The organism is Comamonas sp. JUb58 (assembly GCF_004364775.1).
Lineage (GTDB): Bacteria > Pseudomonadota > Gammaproteobacteria > Burkholderiales > Burkholderiaceae_C > Comamonas.
Genome location: NZ_SOAL01000018.1, coordinates 21,870 through 42,603 on the forward strand (window position 1 = coordinate 21,870; position 20,734 = coordinate 42,603).

General features: G+C 65.1%; 25 protein-coding genes. 15 read left to right on the plus strand and 10 right to left on the minus strand.

What is annotated here, in order from left to right:
• Positions 1-50 precede the first annotated feature (50 nt).
• The 9 genes from EDF71_RS18520 (at position 51) to tolA (ending at position 6,818) form a co-directional block, all read left to right on the plus strand.
• Complete coding sequence (locus tag EDF71_RS18520; RefSeq protein ID WP_133858033.1) at positions 51-341, plus strand: 2Fe-2S iron-sulfur cluster binding domain-containing protein; 291 nt, start codon at positions 51-53, stop codon at positions 339-341.
• 165 nt (positions 342-506) lie between these two features.
• On the plus strand, positions 507-1,628 hold the full coding sequence (gene ribBA / locus EDF71_RS18525) for a bifunctional 3,4-dihydroxy-2-butanone-4-phosphate synthase/GTP cyclohydrolase II (RefSeq protein ID WP_133858034.1): 1,122 nt from the start codon (positions 507-509) through the stop codon (positions 1,626-1,628).
• Positions 1,629-1,633: 5 nt separating this feature from the next.
• The gene (gene ribH, locus EDF71_RS18530) at positions 1,634-2,095 is read left to right on the plus strand and encodes a 6,7-dimethyl-8-ribityllumazine synthase (RefSeq protein WP_133858035.1); all 462 of its coding nucleotides are present in this window, start codon (positions 1,634-1,636) and stop codon (positions 2,093-2,095) included.
• Positions 2,092-2,628: a transcription antitermination factor NusB gene (nusB, locus tag EDF71_RS18535; protein ID WP_133858036.1), complete on the plus strand. Its 537-nt coding sequence runs from the start codon at positions 2,092-2,094 to the stop codon at positions 2,626-2,628. Before ribH ends, nusB begins: the two co-directional genes overlap by 4 nt.
• Before the next feature lie 149 nt (positions 2,629-2,777).
• The gene (locus tag EDF71_RS18540) at positions 2,778-3,962 is read left to right on the plus strand and encodes a pyridoxal phosphate-dependent aminotransferase (protein WP_133858037.1); all 1,185 of its coding nucleotides are present in this window, start codon (positions 2,778-2,780) and stop codon (positions 3,960-3,962) included.
• A 105-nt stretch (positions 3,963-4,067) separates the two neighbouring features.
• Positions 4,068-4,484: a tol-pal system-associated acyl-CoA thioesterase gene (gene ybgC, locus EDF71_RS18545; RefSeq protein ID WP_133858038.1), complete on the plus strand. Its 417-nt coding sequence runs from the start codon at positions 4,068-4,070 to the stop codon at positions 4,482-4,484.
• Positions 4,481-5,179, plus strand: coding sequence for a protein TolQ (gene tolQ, locus EDF71_RS18550; protein WP_133858039.1), 699 nt, complete (start codon positions 4,481-4,483; stop codon positions 5,177-5,179). The genes ybgC and tolQ overlap by 4 nt, the downstream gene beginning before the upstream one ends.
• 17 nt (positions 5,180-5,196) lie before the next feature.
• Positions 5,197-5,631, plus strand: a complete 435-nt coding sequence (locus EDF71_RS18555; protein ID WP_133858040.1) for an ExbD/TolR family protein — start codon at positions 5,197-5,199, stop codon at positions 5,629-5,631.
• An 11-nt stretch (positions 5,632-5,642) separates the two neighbouring features.
• Positions 5,643-6,818, plus strand: coding sequence for a cell envelope integrity protein TolA (tolA, locus tag EDF71_RS18560; RefSeq protein ID WP_133858041.1), 1,176 nt, complete (start codon positions 5,643-5,645; stop codon positions 6,816-6,818).
• Positions 6,819-6,920: 102 nt separating this feature from the next.
• Here tolA and EDF71_RS18565 read toward each other — a convergent pair whose 3' ends face one another.
• The 6 genes from EDF71_RS18565 to EDF71_RS18590 form a co-directional block, all read right to left on the minus strand.
• A complete protein-coding gene (locus EDF71_RS18565; protein ID WP_133858042.1) occupies positions 6,921-7,646 on the minus strand; it encodes an SDR family oxidoreductase in 726 nt (241 codons plus the stop codon).
• 23 nt (positions 7,647-7,669) lie between these two features.
• The gene (locus EDF71_RS18570; RefSeq protein WP_208301087.1) at positions 7,670-8,650 is read right to left on the minus strand and encodes a tripartite tricarboxylate transporter substrate binding protein; all 981 of its coding nucleotides are present in this window, start codon (positions 8,648-8,650) and stop codon (positions 7,670-7,672) included.
• Between the two features lie 33 nt (positions 8,651-8,683).
• On the minus strand, positions 8,684-9,421 hold the full coding sequence (locus tag EDF71_RS18575; protein WP_133858043.1) for an SDR family NAD(P)-dependent oxidoreductase: 738 nt from the start codon (positions 9,419-9,421) through the stop codon (positions 8,684-8,686).
• A 1-nt stretch (position 9,422) separates the two neighbouring features.
• Positions 9,423-9,950 (minus strand): 2,4'-dihydroxyacetophenone dioxygenase family protein, encoded by a 528-nt coding sequence (locus EDF71_RS18580; protein ID WP_133858044.1) that lies wholly within the window; start codon positions 9,948-9,950, stop codon positions 9,423-9,425.
• A 202-nt stretch (positions 9,951-10,152) separates the two neighbouring features.
• Positions 10,153-10,980 carry an undecaprenyl-diphosphate phosphatase gene (locus tag EDF71_RS18585; protein WP_133858045.1) on the minus strand — a complete coding sequence of 276 codons (828 nt, stop codon included), beginning with the start codon at positions 10,978-10,980 and terminating at the stop codon, positions 10,153-10,155.
• Positions 10,981-11,090: 110 nt separating this feature from the next.
• Positions 11,091-11,726, minus strand: coding sequence for an ATP-binding cassette domain-containing protein (locus EDF71_RS18590; RefSeq protein ID WP_133858046.1), 636 nt, complete (start codon positions 11,724-11,726; stop codon positions 11,091-11,093).
• 60 nt (positions 11,727-11,786) lie between these two features.
• Here EDF71_RS18590 and EDF71_RS18595 point away from each other — a divergent pair, with 60 nt between their 5' ends.
• Positions 11,787-12,167, plus strand: a complete 381-nt coding sequence (locus tag EDF71_RS18595; protein ID WP_166656584.1) for a hypothetical protein — start codon at positions 11,787-11,789, stop codon at positions 12,165-12,167.
• Between the two features lie 11 nt (positions 12,168-12,178).
• Here EDF71_RS18595 and argC read toward each other — a convergent pair whose 3' ends face one another.
• Positions 12,179-13,105, minus strand: a complete 927-nt coding sequence (gene argC / locus EDF71_RS18600) for an N-acetyl-gamma-glutamyl-phosphate reductase (RefSeq protein WP_133858048.1) — start codon at positions 13,103-13,105, stop codon at positions 12,179-12,181.
• 128 nt (positions 13,106-13,233) lie between these two features.
• Here argC and EDF71_RS18605 point away from each other — a divergent pair, with 128 nt between their 5' ends.
• Entirely contained in the window at positions 13,234-14,118 is an 885-nt protein-coding gene (locus EDF71_RS18605; RefSeq protein ID WP_133858049.1) for a LysR family transcriptional regulator, read from the plus strand.
• A 63-nt stretch (positions 14,119-14,181) separates the two neighbouring features.
• Here the strand turns inward: EDF71_RS18605 and EDF71_RS18610 are convergent, their stop codons facing one another.
• Positions 14,182-15,138 (minus strand): DMT family transporter, encoded by a 957-nt coding sequence (locus tag EDF71_RS18610; protein ID WP_133858050.1) that lies wholly within the window; start codon positions 15,136-15,138, stop codon positions 14,182-14,184.
• Positions 15,139-15,214: 76 nt separating this feature from the next.
• Here EDF71_RS18610 and EDF71_RS18615 point away from each other — a divergent pair, with 76 nt between their 5' ends.
• On the plus strand, positions 15,215-16,096 hold the full coding sequence (locus EDF71_RS18615) for a LysR family transcriptional regulator (RefSeq protein ID WP_133858051.1): 882 nt from the start codon (positions 15,215-15,217) through the stop codon (positions 16,094-16,096).
• A 29-nt stretch (positions 16,097-16,125) separates the two neighbouring features.
• Here the strand turns inward: EDF71_RS18615 and EDF71_RS18620 are convergent, their stop codons facing one another.
• Positions 16,126-16,956, minus strand: a complete 831-nt coding sequence (locus tag EDF71_RS18620) for a TOBE domain-containing protein (protein ID WP_133858052.1) — start codon at positions 16,954-16,956, stop codon at positions 16,126-16,128.
• Between the two features lie 175 nt (positions 16,957-17,131).
• Between EDF71_RS18620 and modA the strand changes: the two genes are divergently transcribed.
• The 3 genes from modA to modC all read left to right on the plus strand — a co-directional run bounded on the left by modA (position 17,132) and on the right by modC (position 19,911).
• On the plus strand, positions 17,132-17,887 hold the full coding sequence (modA, locus tag EDF71_RS18625) for a molybdate ABC transporter substrate-binding protein (RefSeq protein ID WP_133858053.1): 756 nt from the start codon (positions 17,132-17,134) through the stop codon (positions 17,885-17,887).
• 192 nt (positions 17,888-18,079) lie between these two features.
• On the plus strand, positions 18,080-18,778 hold the full coding sequence (modB, locus tag EDF71_RS18630) for a molybdate ABC transporter permease subunit (RefSeq protein WP_133858054.1): 699 nt from the start codon (positions 18,080-18,082) through the stop codon (positions 18,776-18,778).
• Positions 18,775-19,911, plus strand: a complete 1,137-nt coding sequence (modC, locus tag EDF71_RS18635; protein ID WP_133858055.1) for a molybdenum ABC transporter ATP-binding protein — start codon at positions 18,775-18,777, stop codon at positions 19,909-19,911. The genes modB and modC overlap by 4 nt, the downstream gene beginning before the upstream one ends.
• A gap of 83 nt (positions 19,912-19,994) precedes the next feature.
• Here the strand turns inward: modC and EDF71_RS18640 are convergent, their stop codons facing one another.
• Positions 19,995-20,615: an OmpA family protein gene (locus tag EDF71_RS18640; RefSeq protein WP_243854360.1), complete on the minus strand. Its 621-nt coding sequence runs from the start codon at positions 20,613-20,615 to the stop codon at positions 19,995-19,997.
• Positions 20,616-20,734 lie beyond the last annotated feature (119 nt).

The window sequence follows — 20,734 nt, forward strand, 5'->3', positions numbered from 1 at the left end:
CTTGGCTGGGCAGCTATGGTTTTGATATAAGCCCTTCGAATCGACACCCCATGCCCATCACCCCCGAGCTCTACAACGCCCAGATCGACAACGAAGACATCCAGGTCGATGCCTGGGCGGACACACCGCTGCTGCAGTCGCTGGAAGAAGGCGGCGTGGACTGGCCCAGCTCCTGCCGCAATGGCACCTGCCGCACCTGTGTGGGCCGCCTGAAATCGGGCAGCGTGCACTATGAAATCGAATGGCCCGGCCTCAGCGCCGAGGACAAGGAAGCCGGCTGCATCCTGCCCTGCGTGGCCTATCCGGATGGCAATGTGGTGCTCTTGCGCGGCGAGTACTGAGGCCCCCGGCCCACCGCCCACAGCCGCAATTGACCCGGCACGCTAGTCCCCAGAAGCGCCAAAGCCGCCCAGCCGGGGAGCAGCTGGTCTAAAATTGGGGTTTTTACTGTCTGACGCGCCGCAGATCTGCGGGCAGACACGACACAAGTTCTTTAAAGGCATTCCATGAGCAGCCCCCTGATCCCTGCGCCGATCTCTCCGGTGGAGGACATTGTTGCCGAGATGCGCGCTGGCCGCATGGTCGTTCTGGTCGATGAAGCCGACCGCGAAAACGAAGGCGACCTGGTGCTGGCCTCCGACCATGTCACACCGGAAGCCATCAATTTCATGGCCAAGTGGGGCCGGGGCCTCATCTGCCTGACCTTGACCCGCGAGCGCTGCGAGCGCCTGCAACTGCGCCAGATGACCGCCAACAACGGCGCCCCGCTGTCCACCGCGTTCACCGTCTCCATCGAGGCGGCCGAAGGCGTGACCACGGGCATCTCTGCCGCCGACCGCGCCCGCACCGTGCAGGCTGCCGTGGCCGCCAATGCCCAGGCCAGCGACCTGGTGCAACCCGGCCATATCTTCCCGCTGCAGGCGGTGGATGGCGGCGTGCTGATGCGTGCCGGCCATACCGAAGCCGGTTGCGACCTGGCGCGCCTGGCCGGCTGCTCGCCCTCTTCCGTCATCTGCGAAGTGATGAAGGACGACGGCACCATGGCCCGCCTGCCCGATCTGCAGCTGTTCTGCGCCGAGCACGGCATCAAGATCGGCACCATCGCCGACCTGATCGAATACCGCAGCCGCCATGAATCGCTGGTCGAGCGCATCAGCAGCCGCCCGCTGCAAACGGCGCATGGCGAGTTCACGGCCCACCTCTACCAGGACCACGCCAGCCACGCCGTGCACCTGGCCCTGGTCAAGGGCAGCGTGCAGGTCGACAGCGATGTGCCCGTGCGCGTGCACGAGCCCCTGTCGGTGATGGACCTGCTCGAGACCGACCGCACCATGCACAGCTGGACCCTGGATGCCAGCCTGGCCTACTTGCAGCAGCAAAGCTGCGGCGTGGCCGTGCTGCTCAACTGCAATGAAAGCGCTTCGCAGCTGATCCGCCAGTTCGACGGCAAGGCGCGCGCTGCCCAAGCCCCTGAGCGCGGCCGCATGGACCTGCGTACCTACGGCATTGGTGCCCAGATCCTGCGTGACTGCGGCGTGCAGAAGATGCGCCTGATGGGCGCCCCCCGCCGCCTGCCCAGCATGGCTGGCTACGGCTTAGAGATCACCGGATATATCAGCAAGGAATAAGCAGCATGTTTGGAGCAGAAAAAGGCAGCGCAGCCAACCTGGACGGCAGCGCGCTCGCCATCGGCATTGTGCAGGCCCGGTTCAACGAAAGCATCACCGACGGCCTGGCCCAGGCCTGCCTGCAAGAGCTGGCCGCCATGGGCGTGCAGGCCGACAATATTCGCCATGTGCAGGTCCCCGGCGCGCTTGAAGTGCCGATTGCCCTGCAAGCCATGGCGGAATCCGAGGAATTCGACGCGCTGATTGCGCTGGGCTGCATCATCCGCGGCGAAACCTACCACTTTGAACTGGTAGCCAACGAATCGGGCGCTGGCGTTACCCGCATCGGCCTGGATTTCCAGATCCCCGTTGCCAACGCCATCCTCACCACTGAAAACGAAGCCCAGGCCATTGCCCGCCAGGTCGACAAGGGGCGCGATGCCGCCATCGTCGCCGTCGAGATGGCCAATCTGCTGAAAACACTATGAACGAAAACGACCAGAGCGAGTCCTCCTCCAGCCAGCGCCCTCCGCGCCAGGCCCGCAAGGGCCTTACCTCCACCGGCGCGCGCAAGGCTGCCTCCAAGTCCACCCGCAGCCGCTCGCGTGAGTTCGCGCTGCAGGCGCTCTACCAGTACATCCTGAGCGGCAACAGCGCCACCGAGATCGACCTGTTCACGCGTGACCTGGCCGGCTTTCACAAGGCCGATGCGGCCCACTACGATGCGCTGCTGCACGGCTGCATCGAATCGGCCGAGCAACTCAATGCGCAGATCGTCCCCCACCTGGACCGCAAGATGGACGAGATCTCGCCCATCGAGCTTGCCTGCATGTGGATTGGCGTCTACGAGTTCCAGCACTGCCTGGATGTGCCATGGCGCGTGGTCATCAACGAAAGCATCGAGCTGGCCAAGGAATTTGGCGGTACCGACGGCTACAAGTATGTGAACGCCGTGCTCAACGCGCTGGCCCCGAGCCTGCGCGCCGTCGAAGTGGCAGCTGACCGCAACAACGCGGCCTGATCGCCCTGACAACCGATGCCCATGCCTGCGTGCTGGCATCGGTTTTTTCTAAGGGCTTAGCCGCCGCCAGTTATACTTTTGATAGCACAGTCCGTGCTGGACCACATGCCGCCAACGCTGTGGGAGCCCTCTGATCCGAGCCGAAGACCATGAAAATCGCCACCCGAGCCGACCGCATTGAGCCGTTTTATGTGATGGAGGTCGCCAAGGCCGCCCAGGCACTGGCGGCCCAGGTGGCGGGCAGCGCGGAGCCGATGATCTTCCTCAACATCGGTGAGCCGGACTTCACCGCGCCCCCACTGGTGCAGCAGGCTGCGGACCGCGCCATCCGCGAAGGCCGCACGCAGTACACACCGGCGCTGGGCGTCGAGCCTTTGCGCCAGGCACTGTCCGACTGGTATAAGCAGCGCTTTGGCGTCGATGTGCCGGCGCGCCGCATCGTCATCACCGCAGGGGCATCGGCGGCTTTGCAGCTGGTTTGCCTGTCGCTGATCGACTCGGGTGACGAGATTCTGATGCCCGACCCCAGCTACCCCTGCAACCGCCACTTTGTCAGTGCCGCAGAAGGCCGGGCGGTGCTGCTGCCCACCACGGCGGAAGAGCGCTTTCAGCTCAGCGCCGACAAGGTGCAGGCCGCCTGGAGCGACAAGACCCGTGGCGTGCTGCTGGCCTCGCCCTCCAATCCCACGGGCAGCTCGATTGCGCCGCAAGAGCTGCGCCGCATCCACGAGGTGGTCAAGGCCCGCGATGGCGTGACCATCATCGACGAGATCTACCTGGGCCTGTCCTATGACGAGGCCTTTGGCCAGACCGCGCTGGCGATCGATGACAACATCATCTCGATCAACAGCTTCAGCAAGTACTTCAACATGACCGGCTGGCGCCTGGGCTGGGCCGTGGTGCCCGAAGCCCTGGTGCCCGTGGTCGAGCGCGTGGCGCAGAACCTGTTCATCTGCGCCAGCACCATTGCCCAGCATGCGGCACTGGCCTGTTTTGCGCCCGAGAGCATTGCCGAGTACGAGCGCCGTCGCGCCGAGTTCAAGGCCCGGCGCGATTACTTCATCCCGGCGCTTGAAGCACTGGGCCTGACCGTGCCGGTCGCACCCGATGGCGCCTTCTACGCCTGGGCCGACTGCAGCCAGGCCGCCAGGAAGCTCGGTGTGGAAGGCTCCTGGGACTTTGCCTATGCGGTGATGGAACGGGCCCACCTGGCCATCACGCCGGGGCGCGACTTTGGCAGCCATGACACCGGCCGCTTTGTGCGCTTTTCCACCGCCAACTCGATGGCGCAGCTGCAAGAGGCCATTGCCCGGCTGCGCAAGCTGCTGGCCTGATGATGACCGCTGCGCGCCGCCCTCCTCTGCCAGCGTCTTCCCAGCGAGCGTTGCGCTGCGCTGTGCTGTTTCAGCGCCATAGAGCCAATGTGAAAGGCTATATCCATGGCCTTTGAGTTCCCGATCCGCATTTACTGGGAAGACACCGATGCCGGCGGCATCGTCTTCTACGCGAACTACCTCAAGTTCATGGAGCGGGGCCGCACCGAATGGCTGCGCTCGCTCGGGCTGGAGCAGCAGCGCCTGCGCGAGCAGGTCGGTGGCATGTTCGTGGTCAGTGAAGCGACTATCAAATATTTACAACCTGCACGCCTGGACGATGAACTCATCGTCACCGCAGAACTCCAAGATGCGGGGCGTGCCTCCATGCAGATCACACAGCGGGTGCTCTTAAAACAGAAGCAACCAACAGATACACCTCAACTGCTGTGTGAGGGCACAATTCGTATCGGCTGGGTCGACGCTGTCAGCATGCGCCCGGCAAGAATTCCTCAAACCCTGATCCAAACCATCTCCTCATGAATTCCCAAGAAATGTCCATTGCCAGCCTGGTCTTGCACGCCAGCTGGGTGGTGCAACTCGTGATGCTGATCCTGGTGGCCGCCTCGGTCGCCTGCTGGGCCACGATCCTGCGCAAGGTCGGCATGCTCAAAGCCATCAAGAACAAGAATGAGACCTTCGAGAGCGACTTCTGGTCCGGCTCCAGCCTCAACGAGCTTTACCAGAACGCGATGCACAACGTCAAAGCCTGCGGCCCGATGGAACGCATCTTTGCCAGCGGCATGCGCGAGTACCAGAAACTGCGCGAGCGCCACATTACCAACCCCGACACCTTGCTGGACGGCACCCGCCGCGCGATGCGTGCCAGCTTCCAGCGCGAGATGGACGAGATCGAATCGGGCCTGTCGCTGCTGGGCACCATCGGCTCGGTCTCGCCCTACGTCGGTCTGTTCGGCACGGTCTGGGGCGTGATGCACGCCTTCACCGGCTTTGCCAGCATGGAGCAGATCACCCTGGCCACCGTGGCGCCCGGCATTGCCGAAGCGCTGGTGGCCACCGCCATGGGTCTGTTCGCGGCCATTCCCGCCGTGACCGCCTACAACCGCTTCTCCAGTGGCATTGACCGCATCGCCAGCCAGCAAGAAACCTTCATCGAAGAGTTCTCCAACATCTTGCAGCGCAACCTGGGCGCCCAGCCGCTGCACGCTGCGCACTAAATACAAAGGAAACAGCCATGCCGGCCGTAGCCTCTCGCGGAAAACGCAACCGCCGCACCGTCAACGAAATCAACATGGTGCCCTTCATCGACGTGATGCTGGTGCTGCTGATCATCTTCATGGTGACCGCCCCCATGCTGACGCCGGGCGCCATCAACCTGCCCAAGGCAGGCAAGAGCGAGCGCCCGCCCACCAAGAACATCGCCCATGTGCTGCTGGACAAGGACGGCTCGATCCAGCTGAAGACCGGCAATGTCACGCAAACCGTGGCAGCCGGCGATCTGGCAGACCGGGCCAAGGCCTGGCAAGCGGACAACCCGCCTGAAGACAGCGCCATGCTCATCGTGGCGGACAAGGACCTGACCTACCAGAAGGTGATCGACACCATGTCGACCCTGCAGAAGGCCGGCGTCAAACGTGTCGCCTTGCAAGTGGCAGGCGGCAGCCAGTAAGAAGAGTGTCCATGTCTCCTCGTCAAGAGCGCGATCAGTTTGCCCCTCCAAAACCTCCGTCGCGGACCAAGTCCTGGACCGTGGCGGCCGCTGCCCACTTGCTGGTGGTCGTCGCCTTGCTGTGGACCGTACGCAACCCGCGCGACAGCGACCAGCCCTCCGTTGAGGCAGAGCTGTGGGCGCCCACCAATGAGCAGGCCGCGCCTGCACCGCTGACGCCGCCCCCAGCGCCTCCGCCCGTGGCACCACCGCCACCAGCGCCCGTGCCGCCGCCTCCCCCTCCTGCGCCCGCCCCGGCCGTGACCACGCCCAAGCCCGTAGCCGCCGTGCCGGATGAGGACGACCGCGAGTCCGAGATTGCCCTGCGCAAGAAAAAGGAGCAGGAAGCCAAGCAGCGCGAGCAAAAGGAGCGTGAGCTGGCCGAGCGCAAGGAAGCCGAGCGCAAGAAGCAAGCCGAGCAGGACAAGAAGGACCGCCTGGAAGAAGAGCGCCAGGAACGCCTGCAAAAGGAAAAAGACGCCCGCGAAAAGGCCGAGAAGGCGGAGAAGGACCGCAAGGAAGCCGAGCGCAAGAAGCAGGCCGAGCAGGACAAGAAGGACCGCCTGCAGAAGGAAAAGGACGCCCGGGAAAAAGCCGAGAAGGACAAGGCCGAGCGCGAAAAGGCCGAGAAGGCCAAGGCAGAAGCCGACGCCAAGGCGAAGGCCGCAGCGGATGCCAAGGCCAAAGCGGCCGCCGATGCCAAGGCCAAGGCTGCTGCAGACGCCAAAGCCAAGGCCGCCGCCGCAGCGGACGCCAAGGCTGCTGAAGCCCAGCGCCAGGCCAATATCGCCCGCATGGCTGGCATGGCCGGCGCCGCAGGTGCAGCCGGCAGCAGCCAGGGCGGATCCACCTCGGGAACGGCCTCTGGCCAGGGTGGCCCATCGGCTGGCTATGGCGGCAAGGTCGCTGCCAAGGTGCGCCCCAACATCACCTTCCCCGATGATGTGCAGGGCAACCCGCGTGCCGAGCTGGAAGTGCGCGCCGCACCCGATGGCACTATCGTGGGTGTGCGCGTCACCAAGTCCAGCGGCAACAAGGCCTGGGACGATGCCGTCGTCCGCGCGATGCACAAGACCGAAACCCTGCCGCGCGATACCGATGGCCGCGTGCCATCCAGCCTGGCGATCGGCTTCCGCCCCAAGGACTGAAGACCGGTTCATCTTCTCCAAAAAAATGCCCTCGGCCACCTGGCCGAGGGCATTTGTCTTTGCAAAGGCAGCGTGCTGCCAACGCCCTGGCGGGCGCCAGCGTCAAGTCACCATATAGCCGCCATCCACTGGCAGCACCACACCCGTCATAAAGCTGGCCGCCGGCGTGCAGAGGAACACGGCCGCCTGCGCCACATCCTGCGGCGTACCCCAGCGCCCCAACGGCGTGCGCGCCAGGATGGGGCCGGAGCGGGCCGGGTCGTCCTGCAGCGCCTGGGTCAGCGGCGTCGCAATCCAGCCCGGGGCAATGGCGTTCACCCGGATGCCGTCCGCCGCATAGGCGATGGCGAGCGACTTGGTGAGCTGGCCAATGCCGCCCTTGCTGGCCGCATAGCCGGGCACCAGGCCACCGCCAAAGAAGGTCAGCATCGATGCGGTGTTGACAATGCAGCCGCGCCGGGCACGCAGCTTGTCACGTGTGGCGGTGCAGACCCGCATGGTGCCGGTCAGGTTCACCTCCAACACGCGCTGGAAAACCTCCACATCGTGCTCCAGGCCGCGCTTGATGATGCCCGCGCAGTTGAAGACGATGTCGAATTCGTCCAGATCGGCCAGCGCCCCATCCAGATCTTCCTGGCGCGTGACATCGGCCTGGCGCACTTCCACCCCGGCGTCCAGCGTGCCATCGCCGTCACCCAGGCCCAGCGCAATCACCCTGGCGCCCAGCGCGGCCAGATGGTTCGCAATCACGGCGCCAATGCCTTGGGTGGCACCGGCCACTAAGGCGGTCTTGCCTGTCAACAGGTCTTTCTGGTAGGTCGTAGTCATCACTCGCATCACTCGCTTGGGGCTCAGTTCTTCATGTCCAGCAGTTTGATCAGGTCGGCGAAATAGGTCGCATCCTTCATCATTTGGTTGCGGAAACCCTGGTCATCGGCATAGACAAAGCCCAGGTTCTGCTTGGCCAGCACTTCCTGGAAGGCGGGCTCATCGACGGTCTTCTTGGCGGCGGCCTTGAGGTAGTTCAGCACATCGGTGGGCAGCTTCTTGGGGCCGGCAATACCGCGCCAGGTGCCAATGCTCAGGTCGATGCCCTTTTCCTTCAAGGTAGGCACCTTGTCGAAGTTCTTCACGCGCTGGTCTGCCATCACCGTCAGCATCTTGAGCTTGCCCGCCTGCAGCTGCTGGGCCACTTCGGCCGGGCTCACGGCCACCGCATCCACGTGGCCGCCCATCAGCGCCAGCACAGCCGGGCCCGCACCCTGGAACGGAATATGGTTGAACTGGATGCCGGTCTTGTCGCCCAGCGCCGTGGCCGCAAAGTGCCAGATCGAGCCATTGCCGGCATTGCCCACGCCCATCTTGCCGGGGTCCTTTTTAGAGGCGGCGAGGAACTCTTCAATCGTGTTCCAAGGCGCATCGGCGCGCACGGTGATCGCGGCCGGGTCGGCGTTGAACTGGATGATGGGCTGCACATCGTCGTACGAGAACTTGGCCAGCCCCATGGGCTTGAGGGTCACCAACTCCACCGTCACCACGGCGAGCTTGTAGCCATCAGGCTTGGCATTGATCATGTCCGTCCAGCCAATGGCGCCGCTGGCACCGGGCTTGTTGATCACCACCACGCTTTGCGGAATATGCTTGCGCGCCGCCTCGCCAAAGGCACGGGCCACGCCGTCGGTGCCGCCACCGGGCTGGAAGGGCACGATCAGCTCGATCTGGCGCGCCGGAAAGTCCGCCGCCACCGCCCAGCCGCTCATGCCCATCAGCACAGCGCTGGCACCGGCGGCGACAAAACCCATGGCGCCGCGGCGCGTTTTATTCATAGTCATACCGTCTCCTGCTTTTTACTTTTTCGTGCAGTTTCAATAGGTCGCACGTCCACCGGATACATCAAACACCGCGCCAGTGCTGAACGAGCAGGCGTCGGACGCCAGCCACAGCACCTGGGCGGCAATCTCCTCGGGCTCGCCCAGGCGCCCCATCGGGCTCTTGGCAATCATCGTGGCCACATGCGCGGGGGCCATCTGCTCCAGAATCGGTGTGCGCACCGCCGCCGGTGCCACCGCATTGACCAGCACGCCGCTGCCGGCCAGCTCCTTGCCCAGCGACTTGGTCAGCGCCAGCACCCCGGCCTTGGCCGCGCTGTAAGCCGAAGCATTGGGCGTGCCCTCCTTGCCCGCCAGCGATGCAATGTTCACCACCCGGCCATAGCCCTGGGCGCGCAGCACCGGCACCACGGCCTTGCAGACCTTGTAGACGCCCACCAGGTTGATGTCGATCACCCGCTGCCAGACGGCATCGTCAAAGGCATCGAGTGCCATCGTCGGCCCGGTGATGCCAGCACTGTTGATCAGCATGTCGACCCGGCCCAGGCGGGCCAAGGTCTGCGCCAGCGCGGCCTGGATGCTGGCCGGCTCGGTCACATCGACCGGACAGAACAGCGCATCGCCGGCCACTGCTGCGGCAGGCGGCTGCAGATCCCAGACGGCGACCCGCGCGCCCGCTTGCTGCAAGGCCTGCACCAGGCTGGCACCAATGCCGCTGGCGCCGCCGGTCACCACGGCCACCCGGCCGCCAAATTGGTAGCTGCAATCGGCCATGTCAGCGGATGAACTGGTTGGTGTAATCGGCACCCAGGCCCACGGCCTCGAAGTGCTTGCGGCACATCTCTATCTTGGTGAACACATCCTCAAAGCCCATGCCCTTGCCCCAGGGGTCGGTGTAGTACATGACACCGTTGACCTGGAAGTAGGTGATCATTTCCTCGCAGTCTTCGGGCACGTACAAGGTGTGGGTCTCGCCTGGTGGCTCGAACACATAGCTGCCTTCCTTGGCCCACCAGTCGTGCTCCAGGTATTTCCAGCGGCCCTTGAGTACAAAGCCATGCACCGCCTGCGGGTGGCGGTGGCGGCTGAGCACGCCGGACTTGCGCACCTTGAGCAGGTTCATCCAGTAGCCCTGGCTGGCATTGAGGCACAAAGGACGAAACCAGACATTCTCCGCCTGCGGCACCCACAGCCGGTCATCGGTGGGGATGGCGCTCTCCACCACGATCTCCGGCAAGGCATCGGGCGGGTTCGGATACTGGTAGGGCATCAAGGGGGTCTGGTCGGGGCTTTCTACGGGCATTTATCCACCATATGGACTAAAGTTCATAATATGGATAATTGTAGAGAACGCCGAAAGACCCGCAGCCCAGACAAACCCGAGGCGTTGGGCTGCGCAGACATGTTGGCGACAGAGACGGCGCTGCATGAGCGCGCAAACGGGCACAAAAAAGCCCGGCTGTCGAGCCGGGCTTCAGTGTGAAGAGGTGCAAGCCAGTGCGCGATCAGGAATCCACCCAATTGACCATGCCGCTGAAGGCCGTCACCAGCACGATGATGCCGAACACAATGCGGTACCAGGCAAACGGCACAAAGCTGTTGGAGGCGATGTAGCGCAGCAGCCAGCGCACGCAGAGCCAGGCACTGATAAAGGAAAAAATCAGACCCGTGGCAAACATAGGGATGTCGGCCATCGACAGCAGCGCCCGCTCTTTGTAGAGGCTGTAGACACCCGCGCCAATCAGGGTGGGGATCGCGAGGAAGAAGGAAAAATCGGTGGCCGCTTGGCGCGACAGGCCCATCAGCATGCCGCCGATGATGGTGGAGCCGCTGCGGCTGGTGCCCGGAATCATTGCCAGGCACTGCACCAGGCCGACCTTGAGCGCATCGAGCGGCGTCATCTCATCGACGGTCTGCACCCGCACATGGGCGGACTGGCGCTTTTCCGCCCAGAGGATCACAAAGCCGCCCAGGATAAAGGTGGTGGCCACGACGATGGGCGTGAACAAATGTGCCTTGATGTACTTGCCAAACAACAGGCCCAGCACCACGGCGGGCAAAAAACCGATGAAGACATTGAGCGCAAAGCGCTGTGCTTGGCGGCTCGATGGTAGCGCCACCACGGTGCTGCGGATCTTTTGCCAGTACACCAGGATCACCGCAAAGATGGCACCGGTCTGGATCGCGATGTCGAACACCTTGGCCTTGGCATCGTCAAAGCCCAGCAGGCTGCCGGCCAAAATCAAATGCCCTGTCGAGGAGATCGGCAAGAACTCCGTCAGCCCCTCCACCACGCCCATGATGGCGGCTTTGATCAACAGCAAGGTGTCCACAACAGTCTTTCAAAAAATCGGTCTGCCCGATTATCCAGCGGTCCAACACGCGCCACAGGGCTGGCCCCCGGGCGCGCACGAAAATTTACACAATGCAGCGCCCTCGCCTGCTATGGCGCCGGCAAGGCCACCACCTGCACGGCGCCGCCGGCAGGCAGCAGGGGCTCGTAATGCGCCAGCACCAGGTAGCGGCCCTGCGCGGCCAGCTGAGGGGCCGCCGTTTGCAAGGCCTCGCGCAGAAAGCCCAGCGCTGGTTTGTCCAGCCCCGAGGTAGGCTCATCGAGCAGCACCAGCCGGGCGCCACTGGCCAGGCCCAGCGCGATGACCAGCTTGCGCAGACTGCCGGTGGACAGCGCCAGCAAAGGCTTGGCGCCATGCGGGGCCAGATCAAAGCCCGCTTGCCATTGCGCAAAAAGCGCCTCGTCCCAGCCCGGGCAGTCGCGGCGCATCTGGGCGATCCAGTCTGCGACGAGTGTGGTGTCGGGCGGCATCGTGGCGGGCAGGCGCGGCTCGTGCCAGAACACCGCAGCGGCGCTGTGCAGCGCCTGTGCGGTCTGGCCGTCAATCCGCAGGCTGCCTCTGCTGGCCTGCAGCTGCCCGGCCAGCAATTGCAAGGCGGTGGTCTTGCCCAGGCTCAGGCTATCGACCAGCTGCACCAGGCCGGGGGCGGCCTTCCATTGCCAGCCGGCCAGCAGCGGGGCCGCCTGCGAGTATGAAAATTCCAGCGCATTCCAATCCAGGCTCATAGGGGTATCCGGCTTGCTTGCTTAACTCCTAAAAACATAGCATAAAATCGCGCAATATCGATGAAAACCCCGCACATGCTCGACTATTTGGACTTTGACACCAGCGATGACGGCGAAGGCATCAGCAGCCTGGATGCGATGGCCTATGCCAAGGCCGCCCACTGGCCCGCGCTGGCGGCCGAAGTCACCCAGCTGCTGGCCTGGTGCAGCGATGCCTTTGGCGCCCCCGGCGCGCTGGAAGATGGCCATGCCTGGGATCTGGATCTGCAGCTGCAAAACGATGCCGGTGACGCGCTGGCCTTGCACTGGGATGCACGGCAACGCCAGCTGCTGGCCACCCAGGCGGCGCAGCAGCCCGCACTGCAGCTGAGCCTGACCCTCAGCGGCCCCGATCCCTTTGCCCAGCAGGTGACCGAGCAGTTTCTGGGCGATAGCGACTAAGCTTTCGCTCTCTAAGCAGCCAGCATCAGGTCCAGGTTCTGCACCGCCGCACCCGACGCGCCTTTGCCCAGGTTGTCAAAAATAGCCGCCAGCAGCACCTGGCCCTGCGCCTCGTTGTGGAAGACGCTGAGCTGCATCGCATTCGTGCCATTGAGCAGTTGCGGATCCAGCTGCGTAAGCGCTCTGGCCTCGTCCAGTGACAAGACCTGCACATCGGGCGCCTGCGCATAGTGGCGCGCCAGGCAGACCTGCAGCGCGGCGGCATCCACACCGGGTGGCAGCATGCGCAAGGCCAAGGGCACCGTCAACACAATGCCTTGGCGGTATGCGCCATAGGCCGGCACAAACAGCGGGCGCGCGGCCAGGCCGGCGTGCAGCGCAATCTCCGGCGCATGCTTGTGCGCCAGCTCCAACCCATAGACCTGGAAGGCCGGCGCCGGGCTATCGCCGCCGCCCTCATGTGCCTCAACCCCAGCGCGCCCGCGCCCGGAGTAGCCCGATACCGCATGCAGGCTGATGGGGTAACTGGCAGGCAGCAGCCCGGCCTGTACCAAGGGCAGCAGCAGGCCAATCGCGCCGGTCGGGTAGCAACCCGGGTTGCTGACCCGGCGGGCTTGGGCAATGCGCGCTGCCTGCGCAGCCGACATCTCCGGAAAGCCATAAACCCAATCGGCCTGGGTGCGGTGCGCCGAGCTGGCATCGATCACCCGCACGGCAGGATTGACGATGGACTGCACCGCCTCGCGTGCAGCCGCATCCGGCAAGCAGAGGATGGCGATGTCGCAGGCATTGATGGCTTCGGCCCGGCGCTGGGCGTTCTTGCGCTCTGCCGCAGGCAAGGTCAGCAGACGGATATCGGCGCGCCCGCGCAGCCGCTCATGGATTTGCAGACCGGTGGTGCCCTGGTCGCCGTCGATAAAAACAAGAGGAGTGCGCATATGCAGATGACTTCCGAGAATGCGGGCGCTGGCCCATGGATGAAGCCGCTATGTTCCTCCGGGCCCTAGAATAATGAAAGTTGAATTTCACAAACCAGACATTCAGCTTTTCTGAATTTGGAGCCGCGATGCGAGAAATCAGCCTGGACCGTTTGCGCACCCTGGTGGCGATTGCCGACCAGGGCTCGTTCATCAAGGCCGCCCATAGCCTGCACCTGGCAGCACCCACGGTCAGCCTGCATATCGCCGAGCTGGAGGAGCGCATTGGCGCGCCGCTCCTGTCGCGCAAGCGTGGGCATATCAGGCCCTCCGCGATTGGGGAGGTGCTGGTCGCACGCGCCCGCCGCCTGCTGGACGAGGCCGAGCAGGCCCTGAGCGACATCCAACGCCAGGTGCAAGGGCTGGAAGGGCGGGTGCGGCTGGGCGCCTCGACCGGTGTCATCGCCCACCTGCTGCCGCAGGCGCTGGCCGTGCTGCGCGACCAGCATCCCGGCATCGATGTGCAGATCAGCGTCCAGACCTCGGAAGAAACACTGGCGCGGCTGGCAGATGGCAGCCTAGATGTTGGGGTGACCGCCCTGCCCCAGCCAGCCGTTGCAGGCCTGGTGATCCAGCCCTGGCGCCGCGATCCCGTGATGGCCTTTGTGCCTGCCGATTGGAAGAGCCCCGCCCGCATCACGCCCCAATGGCTTGCCAGCCAGCCGCTGATCCTCAACGATGCCAGCACACGCCTGTCACGCCAGACCAGCGAATGGTTTGCCGCCGACGGACACCACCCGGTGCCACGCATTGCGCTGAACTACAACGACGCCATCAAGAGCCTGGTCGCCGCCGGCTATGGCGCCACCTTGCTGCCGCACGAGGCAACCGCCCCGCCGCCCGATGCGCGCATCACCATGCGCCCGCTGCGCCCGGCGCTGTGGCGCCAGCTGGGCATGGCCCACCGCGCCGGCTATGTGGAGCCATCCACCCAGCATGTGCTGGATGTGCTGTGGAGCCTGCGCCTGGTGTGAGGGGCGCACTGGCAAGTGCGGGTCTGACAACCCGGCCAGCCAACCAGTCCCGCTTGCGCACGCTCAACCCGCCCGGGCACTGCCCGGCGCCAAGCGCTTTAACGGCCGCGCCAGCCGCATGCGGCCCGCATTCATCAGCAGCATGCCGACAATCGCCGCAGCACCACCCAGCAGCAAGGACGCTGTCACCGGCTCGGCCAGCCACAGGCTGGACAGCAGCATGCCAAACAAGGGCACCAGCGACATATAGGCAGCCGCGGCCCCGGCGCCCAGCTCCTGCACCCCCTTCAAGTACCAGGCATAGGCCAGCGCCGTGGCCCCCAGCGCCAGCGCGACCAGGCTGAGCCAGACCTCGGCGCGCACATGCACCAGGCCGGCCCAGGCGGCGGGCCCCTCCACCAGCAGACTGGCCACCAGCAGCAACAGCGCGCCTATGCTGGCGGTCGCTGCAGTGGTGGTGAGCGGGTCGATGCTGGTCAGCACCAGGCGGCCCAGCAAGGTATAGCCCACCCAACAGGCCGCGCAGCCCAGCAGCAGCCACTCTCCGGCACCTGCAGCGCTGCCCTGGGGCCACCCCAAATGGCCACCGCTCAGGGCATACAAGGCCCCGCCCACCGCCAGCCCCAGGCCCAGAAAGATCGGCAGGTTGATGCGCTCACGAAACAGCAAAACCGCAAACAGCATGGTCAGCACCGGGTTGAGCGCGACCACCATGGCCGCCTTGCCGGCAGGCACGGTTTTGAGCGCCAGCAAGAAAAACAGCGAGTAGCCCAGCACACCCACCGCCGACGCAGCCGCCAGCCCTAGCCACTGGCGCCCCGCCAAATTGCGCAAACGGCCCATGCGCCCAGTGCGGCCCAGCCACAGCAGCAGCACGGCACTGGCCAGCAAAAAGCGCAGGCTGGCTGCAGCCAGCGGTGGCATGGCCTGCGCCACAACGCGGCCCCAAGGCCAGGACGCGCCCCAGAGCGCCGCCATGCCGATGAGACCCAGATGGGTGGAGTATTTTGCGGAGTTCATGCGCTGCTACTATCCGCTAATCACCACCGATGGTCGAATGAGCAAATGCTCATAGCCATTCCACGTCATACCCGCCATGACCTTCACCCAGCTCGAAGTCTTTGCCACCCTGGCCAAGGTGGGCAGTTTTTCCCGCGCCGCAGCGGGGCTCGGCATCTCGCAAAGTGGCGTCAGCCATGCGATCAAGCAGCTCGAAACCGCGCTCGGTGTGGGCCTGTTCAGCCGCGATGGCGCAGTGGTCAGCCTGACAGAGGTCGGCGCCCGCCTGCTGGTGCGCGCCCAGGACATGCTGCAGCAGCAAGAAGCGCTGCGGCAGGAAGCCCAAGCGGCACAGGGCGCGGCACGCGGGCGCCTGCATATCGCTTCATTTGGCACTACGTCTTCGCTGCGCCTGCTGCCGCAGCTGCTGGCAGGCTTTCGCCAGGCGCATCCGCTGGTCGAGGTGCATATCGAAGAAGCGGTGGACAGTGTGGTGCTGCAATGGCTGCTGGAGCGCCGCGTGGAGCTGGGCTTTGTGGTCTTGCCCGACGAGCGCTTTGACACCGTCGCGCTGCTCGAAGACGAGCTGGTGGCGGTGCTGCCTGCGGCGCACCCCTTGGCTGCGAAGACCAGCATCAGCGCGCTGGATTTTCATGGCCAGCCTTTTATCCGCACCTCGGCAGGCTCGGGGCCCCGGGTCGATGCTTTTCTGGCGGAGAAGGGCGCCGTGCCCAACACCTTGTACCGGTTTGAGCAGCTCAGCTCGATGATGGGCTTTGTCGCCCAAGGCGATGCGCTGACGATTGCCGCGCGCCTGGCACTGCCTGCGCCACCGGACGGCGTCGTCTACCGCCGGCTGACGCCGCGCAACCACCGCCAAATCGCGCTGGCGGCACTGCGCTTTGACCGCCTATCTCCCGCAGCGGCGGCCTTTGTCGAGACCGCCCGAAAAGCCCGCAGGCGCCTGGTGATGGAATAAAACGCCTGGGTGTCAGAAGCAGGCCGGATTTACTCTCCGCTCAGCGCAATCACCACGGCCGAGGGCTCCACCGTCACCTGCACCGCAGACCGCGCCCGCAGCGACGATGCTTGGCGGCTGAAACCCACCAGCTGCACGCCGGACTGCAGGCGCACGGCCAGCTCCTGCACCGTGCCGCCCCGCGTGGCACGCGTGACCTTGCCCTGCCAGCCATTGCTGCCCGGCGCCAGTGCGGCGGCTTCGGACGCGGCCTGCACCGTGACGGCGGTGGCCTTGCACATCGCGAGCACCGGCAAGCCCTGGCGCAGGCCCAGCAGCTGCGCGCTCTCGTCGGTGATATGGGAATGCAGCACAAACTGCGCGCCGGCATCGGCGCCCTGCAGCTCCACCTGTACCAGCGGGCCGCTGCGGCTCAGCTGGGCCACCACGCAAGGCCATTGGTTGCGCATGCTGGTCATCACCTGCAAGCGCGCCAAGGTGGTGGCGACGGAAATGCCAGCTTGCCCGGCAGCGCGCGCCTGGGGGTCTGCGGCCGCTGGCAGCTGGCGCGCATGCTCCAGCTGCACATGCAATTGCTCGCGGGCATGGCCCATCGCGTCTGCCGCTTCGAGCAGCAGCAGGGCATCGGCCGTGAGCTGAGCACCGCCGCCCCCCTTGCCACCCACGCTGCGCTGCACCAGCTCCACCCCTGCCAGGTTGGACAAGGTATCCAAGGCCTGCCAGGCCGCCTTGTAGCTGATGCCCACGCGGCGTGCGGCCTCCGAGATGGAGCCGCAGTCCTGGATATGGCGCAGCACATCTATGCGGCGGTCAGAGCGCTTCTCGGCGAGCGCGGCAGCGAGCGATGCTTGGGGAATCATGGCGCGAATCTTCGCATGCTTTAAGCCCCGTGCCGATGCCCTCAGCACTACGGAAACGGACTGCGTAAAAATATCGCGGCTATGCGGCGGCCTTTGACCCCCACCATTTGGTGCGCCAAAACAATCTCGTTACACTCGCGTTATTCATTAACAGAATAGCGACTTGATAACCGCCATGACCAAACTCCGCTTCGCCCCCCTCGCCCTGTCCCTGTTTGCAGCCTTCGCTGCCAGTGCCCATGCCGACGAAGTCTCGGTGGCCGTGGCCGCCAATTTCACCGCGCCGATGCAGAAGATTGCTGCCGAGTTCGAAAAGGACAGCGGCCACAAGGCGGTGCTGTCCTTTGGCGCCACCGGCAAGTTCTATGCCCAGATCAACAACGGCGCACCCTTTGGCATTTTGCTGGCCGCCGATGACACGACCCCGGCCAAGCTGGCCCAGGAAGGCAAGGGCGTGGCCGCCAGCCGCTTTACCTATGCCATCGGCCAACTGGTGCTGTGGAGCAAGCAAGCAGGCTATGTGGATGACAAGGGTGCCGTGCTCAAGACCGGTGACTACCGCCACATCGCCATCGCCAACCCCAAGCTGGCGCCCTACGGCCTGGCGGCGATGGAAACGCTGAAGAACCTGGGCCTGACCGACCAGGTGACCCCGAAGATCGTGCAGGGTGAGAACATCGGCCAGACCTACCAGTTCGCAGCCAGCGGCAATGCCCAGCTGGGTTTTGTGGCGCTGTCGCAGGTGATGGAAGACGGCAAGCTGCGCGAAGGCTCGGCCTGGATTGTTCCATCGGCCATGCATGAACCCATCCGCCAGGACGCGATCGTGCTGAACAGCGCCAAGGACAATGCCGCCGCCACCGCCTTGATGGAATACCTCAAGGGCGACAAGGCACGCGCCATCATCAAGTCCTATGGCTACGCATTCTAAGAACCTGTTCTAGCGTGCGGCCCGCCAGCACTCTGGCGGGTCCTGGTTCGCCGGGGGGACACTACCCGGCCGGCTCCTTAGGCTAACCACTTCAGCGCGTTGGCCCGGCCACAGATTCCGCTTGCCGGGCCCGCGCTGTGCGTGCACCATGTGCGCAGCCATCTCCTCCTTTTTGCCACGACCCCGCCTGCCGTGAGTACTTCCATTCTCAGCCCCGACGATTGGGCCGCCATCTGGCTGACGCTTGAGCTCGCCAGCTTCACGACGATCTTGCTGCTGGTGCTGGCCACGCCGCTGGCCTGGTGGCTGGCGCATACGCCATCGCGCTGGCGTGGCCCCATCGGTGCGGTGGTGACCCTGCCCCTGGTGCTGCCCCCCACGGTGATTGGCTTTTACCTGCTGGTCACGATGGGCCCCAATGGCCCGATGGGCCACCTCACCAATGCGCTGGGCCTGGGCTATCTGCCCTTTACCTTTGCGGGTTTGGTGGTGGGCTCGCTGGTCTACTCGCTGCCCTTTGCGGTGCAGCCGCTGCAGCGGGCCTTTGAAGGCCTGGGCCGCCGCCCGCTGGAAGTAGCGGCCACCCTGGGCGCCAGCCGTATCGACAGCTTCTTCAGCGTGGCGCTGCCGCTGGCGCGCCCCGGCTTTATCACCGCTGCCGTGCTGACCTTTGCCCACACGGTGGGCGAGTTCGGCATCGTGCTGATGCTGGGCGGCAATATCCCCAGCAAGACCCGCGTGGTCTCCGTGCAGATCTACGACCACGTCGAAGCCATGGAGTATGCCCAGGCGCACTGGCTGGCTGGCGGCATGGTGGTGTTTGCCTTTGTGGTGCTGGTGGCCTTGCAATGGCTGCAACCCCGAGACAAGAACAACGCGAGCCCCCTATGACGCAAGCCCAGAACGCCAACGACGGCATTCACGCGCGCCTGCAGCTGCAGCGCGCCTCGTTCCAACTGCAGGTTGATCTGCAGATGCCCGGCCAGGGCGTCACCGCGCTGTTTGGCCCCTCGGGCTGCGGCAAGACCAGCTGCCTGCGCTCCATCGCCGGGCTGGAGCGCGCCCAGGGCCAGGTCAGGGTCAATGGCGAGCGCTGGCAGGACGATGACAGCGGCCACTGGCTGCCCACCCACCAGCGGGCGCTGGGCTATGTGTTTCAAGAGGCCAGCCTGTTCCCGCACCTGAGCGCGCATGACAACATCCGCTACGGCCTGCGCCGCACACCGGCCGCACGCCAGCGCGTGCAGCTGGAGCGCCTGGTCGAGCTGCTGGGCATTGGCCCGCTGCTGCCGCGCAAGCCCGCCACCTTGTCGGGCGGCGAGCGCCAGCGCGTCGCCATTGCGCGTGCGCTGGCCACCAGCCCGCGCGTGCTGCTGATGGACGAGCCGCTGGCCGCGCTGGATGCCGAGCGCAAGGCCGAGGTGCTGCCCTACCTGGACCAGCTCAGCGATCAGCTCAAGCTGCCGATCCTCTATGTCAGCCACTCCATCGACGAAGTGGGCCGCCTGGCCGACCAGGTGGTGCTGCTGCAAACCGGCAAGGTGGTGGCCCAGGGGCCGGTGGCCGATATGCTGACCCAGCTGGACGCCCCGCTGGCCCAGACCCTGCCCGATGCCCAACAGGCCAGCCTGCTCGAAGGCCAGGTCTGTGGCCACGACACGCAGGACCACCTGTGGTCGCTGCAAATCGGCACCCTGCCCCAGTTGCAGCTGCACTGGACGCAGGCCGATGCCCACTACCAGCAGGGCGAGCGGGTGCGCCTGCGCGTGCTGGCACGCGATGTCAGCCTGTCGCTGATGCCGCAGACGGGCAGCTCCATCCTCAACAGCCTACCGGCCGTGGTGACCGCCATCCAGCCCAGCAGCCCGGGCCAGGTGCTGGTGCAGCTGCGCCTGGCACCCGGCACTGCCGATGACACGCCCCATCTGCTGGCACTTGTCTCCGCTCGCTCGGCGCGCCTGTTGCAGCTGACGCCGGGCCTGCTGGTGCATGCCCAGCTCAAGGGCGTGGCCGTGTTGCGCTAAACGCCGCTGGCCGCCGCTGACCGCCGCCCCAAAAACAAAAAAGCCCGGATGCATCCGGGCTTTGTCGTATCGGGTCGGGCCGATTAAGGGGCCAGCACCACTTCCACGCGGCGGGCTTGGGCATTGTTGCCAGCGTTTTCCACCGCTTCGGGCTTCTTCAGCTCCAGCTTGTCTTCGGTCACACCCAGGGCCAGCAGCGCATCGCGCACGGCAAAGGCGCGTTGCTTGGCCAGCTCGGCGTTCTTGTCGGCGTCGCCGGTGGCATCGGTGTAGCCCGAGATCACGGCACGTTGGCCTGCCTTGACGCCGGCGATCACATCGACCAGCGCTTCGTTGGCGCCAGGGGCCAGTTCGGCCTTGGCGGTGGCGAAGTAGAACTTGACCACACCGTTTTCGATGACCACGGCAGCGGCGTCGTCGGCAATCACGGCTGCACCGTTGGCAGCAGCAGCGCCGGTGGCGGCTGCGGCATTGGCAGCCTCAGCAGCACGGGCAGCGGCCACGGCTGGGTCAGTACCACCCAGCACGGCACCACCCTTGGAGCCGCTGGCCGTTGCCGTCACAGCGGCCTTTCCGGACTTGGCGCCATGGATGCCCTTGTAAGCACCGAACCACACCACACCCAACACCACCAAAATGATCAGGGCAAAAACAAGGCCCAAGGCAAAGCGCTCATCACCGTCATTATTTTGCGAAGAACTCACGGTCAGACTCCAGGCACCCGTAGTGCATAAAAAGAGAGAAAAAAGAAAGTGTTTCAGGCAGCGGGCCGTGGCCATGCAGGCCGCGCATACCCCGCTCCCCAGTACGCGCGAGATTGTAC

Excerpts from the sequence above, each read along its gene's own strand:
- EDF71_RS18520 (WP_133858033.1), top strand. The coding sequence starts at position 51 with ATGCCCATCACCCCCGAGCTCTACAACGCCCAGATCGACAACGAAGAC.
- ribBA (WP_133858034.1), top strand. The coding sequence starts at position 507 with ATGAGCAGCCCCCTGATCCCTGCGCCGATCTCTCCGGTGGAGGACATT.
- ribH (WP_133858035.1), top strand. The coding sequence starts at position 1,634 with ATGTTTGGAGCAGAAAAAGGCAGCGCAGCCAACCTGGACGGCAGCGCG.
- nusB (WP_133858036.1), top strand. The coding sequence starts at position 2,092 with ATGAACGAAAACGACCAGAGCGAGTCCTCCTCCAGCCAGCGCCCTCCG.
- EDF71_RS18540 (WP_133858037.1), top strand. The coding sequence starts at position 2,778 with ATGAAAATCGCCACCCGAGCCGACCGCATTGAGCCGTTTTATGTGATG.
- ybgC (WP_133858038.1), top strand. The coding sequence starts at position 4,068 with ATGGCCTTTGAGTTCCCGATCCGCATTTACTGGGAAGACACCGATGCC.
- tolQ (WP_133858039.1), top strand. The coding sequence starts at position 4,481 with ATGAATTCCCAAGAAATGTCCATTGCCAGCCTGGTCTTGCACGCCAGC.
- EDF71_RS18555 (WP_133858040.1), top strand. The coding sequence starts at position 5,197 with ATGCCGGCCGTAGCCTCTCGCGGAAAACGCAACCGCCGCACCGTCAAC.
- tolA (WP_133858041.1), top strand. The coding sequence starts at position 5,643 with ATGTCTCCTCGTCAAGAGCGCGATCAGTTTGCCCCTCCAAAACCTCCG.
- EDF71_RS18565 (WP_133858042.1), bottom strand. The coding sequence starts at position 7,646 with ATGACTACGACCTACCAGAAAGACCTGTTGACAGGCAAGACCGCCTTA.
- EDF71_RS18570 (WP_208301087.1), bottom strand. The coding sequence starts at position 8,650 with ATGACTATGAATAAAACGCGCCGCGGCGCCATGGGTTTTGTCGCCGCC.
- EDF71_RS18575 (WP_133858043.1), bottom strand. The coding sequence starts at position 9,421 with ATGGCCGATTGCAGCTACCAATTTGGCGGCCGGGTGGCCGTGGTGACC.
- EDF71_RS18580 (WP_133858044.1), bottom strand. The coding sequence starts at position 9,950 with ATGCCCGTAGAAAGCCCCGACCAGACCCCCTTGATGCCCTACCAGTAT.
- EDF71_RS18590 (WP_133858046.1), bottom strand. The coding sequence starts at position 11,726 with ATGAGCCTGGATTGGAATGCGCTGGAATTTTCATACTCGCAGGCGGCC.
- EDF71_RS18595 (WP_166656584.1), top strand. The coding sequence starts at position 11,787 with ATGAAAACCCCGCACATGCTCGACTATTTGGACTTTGACACCAGCGAT.
- argC (WP_133858048.1), bottom strand. The coding sequence starts at position 13,105 with ATGCGCACTCCTCTTGTTTTTATCGACGGCGACCAGGGCACCACCGGT.
- EDF71_RS18605 (WP_133858049.1), top strand. The coding sequence starts at position 13,234 with ATGCGAGAAATCAGCCTGGACCGTTTGCGCACCCTGGTGGCGATTGCC.
- EDF71_RS18610 (WP_133858050.1), bottom strand. The coding sequence starts at position 15,138 with ATGAACTCCGCAAAATACTCCACCCATCTGGGTCTCATCGGCATGGCG.
- EDF71_RS18615 (WP_133858051.1), top strand. The coding sequence starts at position 15,215 with ATGACCTTCACCCAGCTCGAAGTCTTTGCCACCCTGGCCAAGGTGGGC.
- EDF71_RS18620 (WP_133858052.1), bottom strand. The coding sequence starts at position 16,956 with ATGATTCCCCAAGCATCGCTCGCTGCCGCGCTCGCCGAGAAGCGCTCT.
- modA (WP_133858053.1), top strand. The coding sequence starts at position 17,132 with ATGACCAAACTCCGCTTCGCCCCCCTCGCCCTGTCCCTGTTTGCAGCC.
- modC (WP_133858055.1), top strand. The coding sequence starts at position 18,775 with ATGACGCAAGCCCAGAACGCCAACGACGGCATTCACGCGCGCCTGCAG.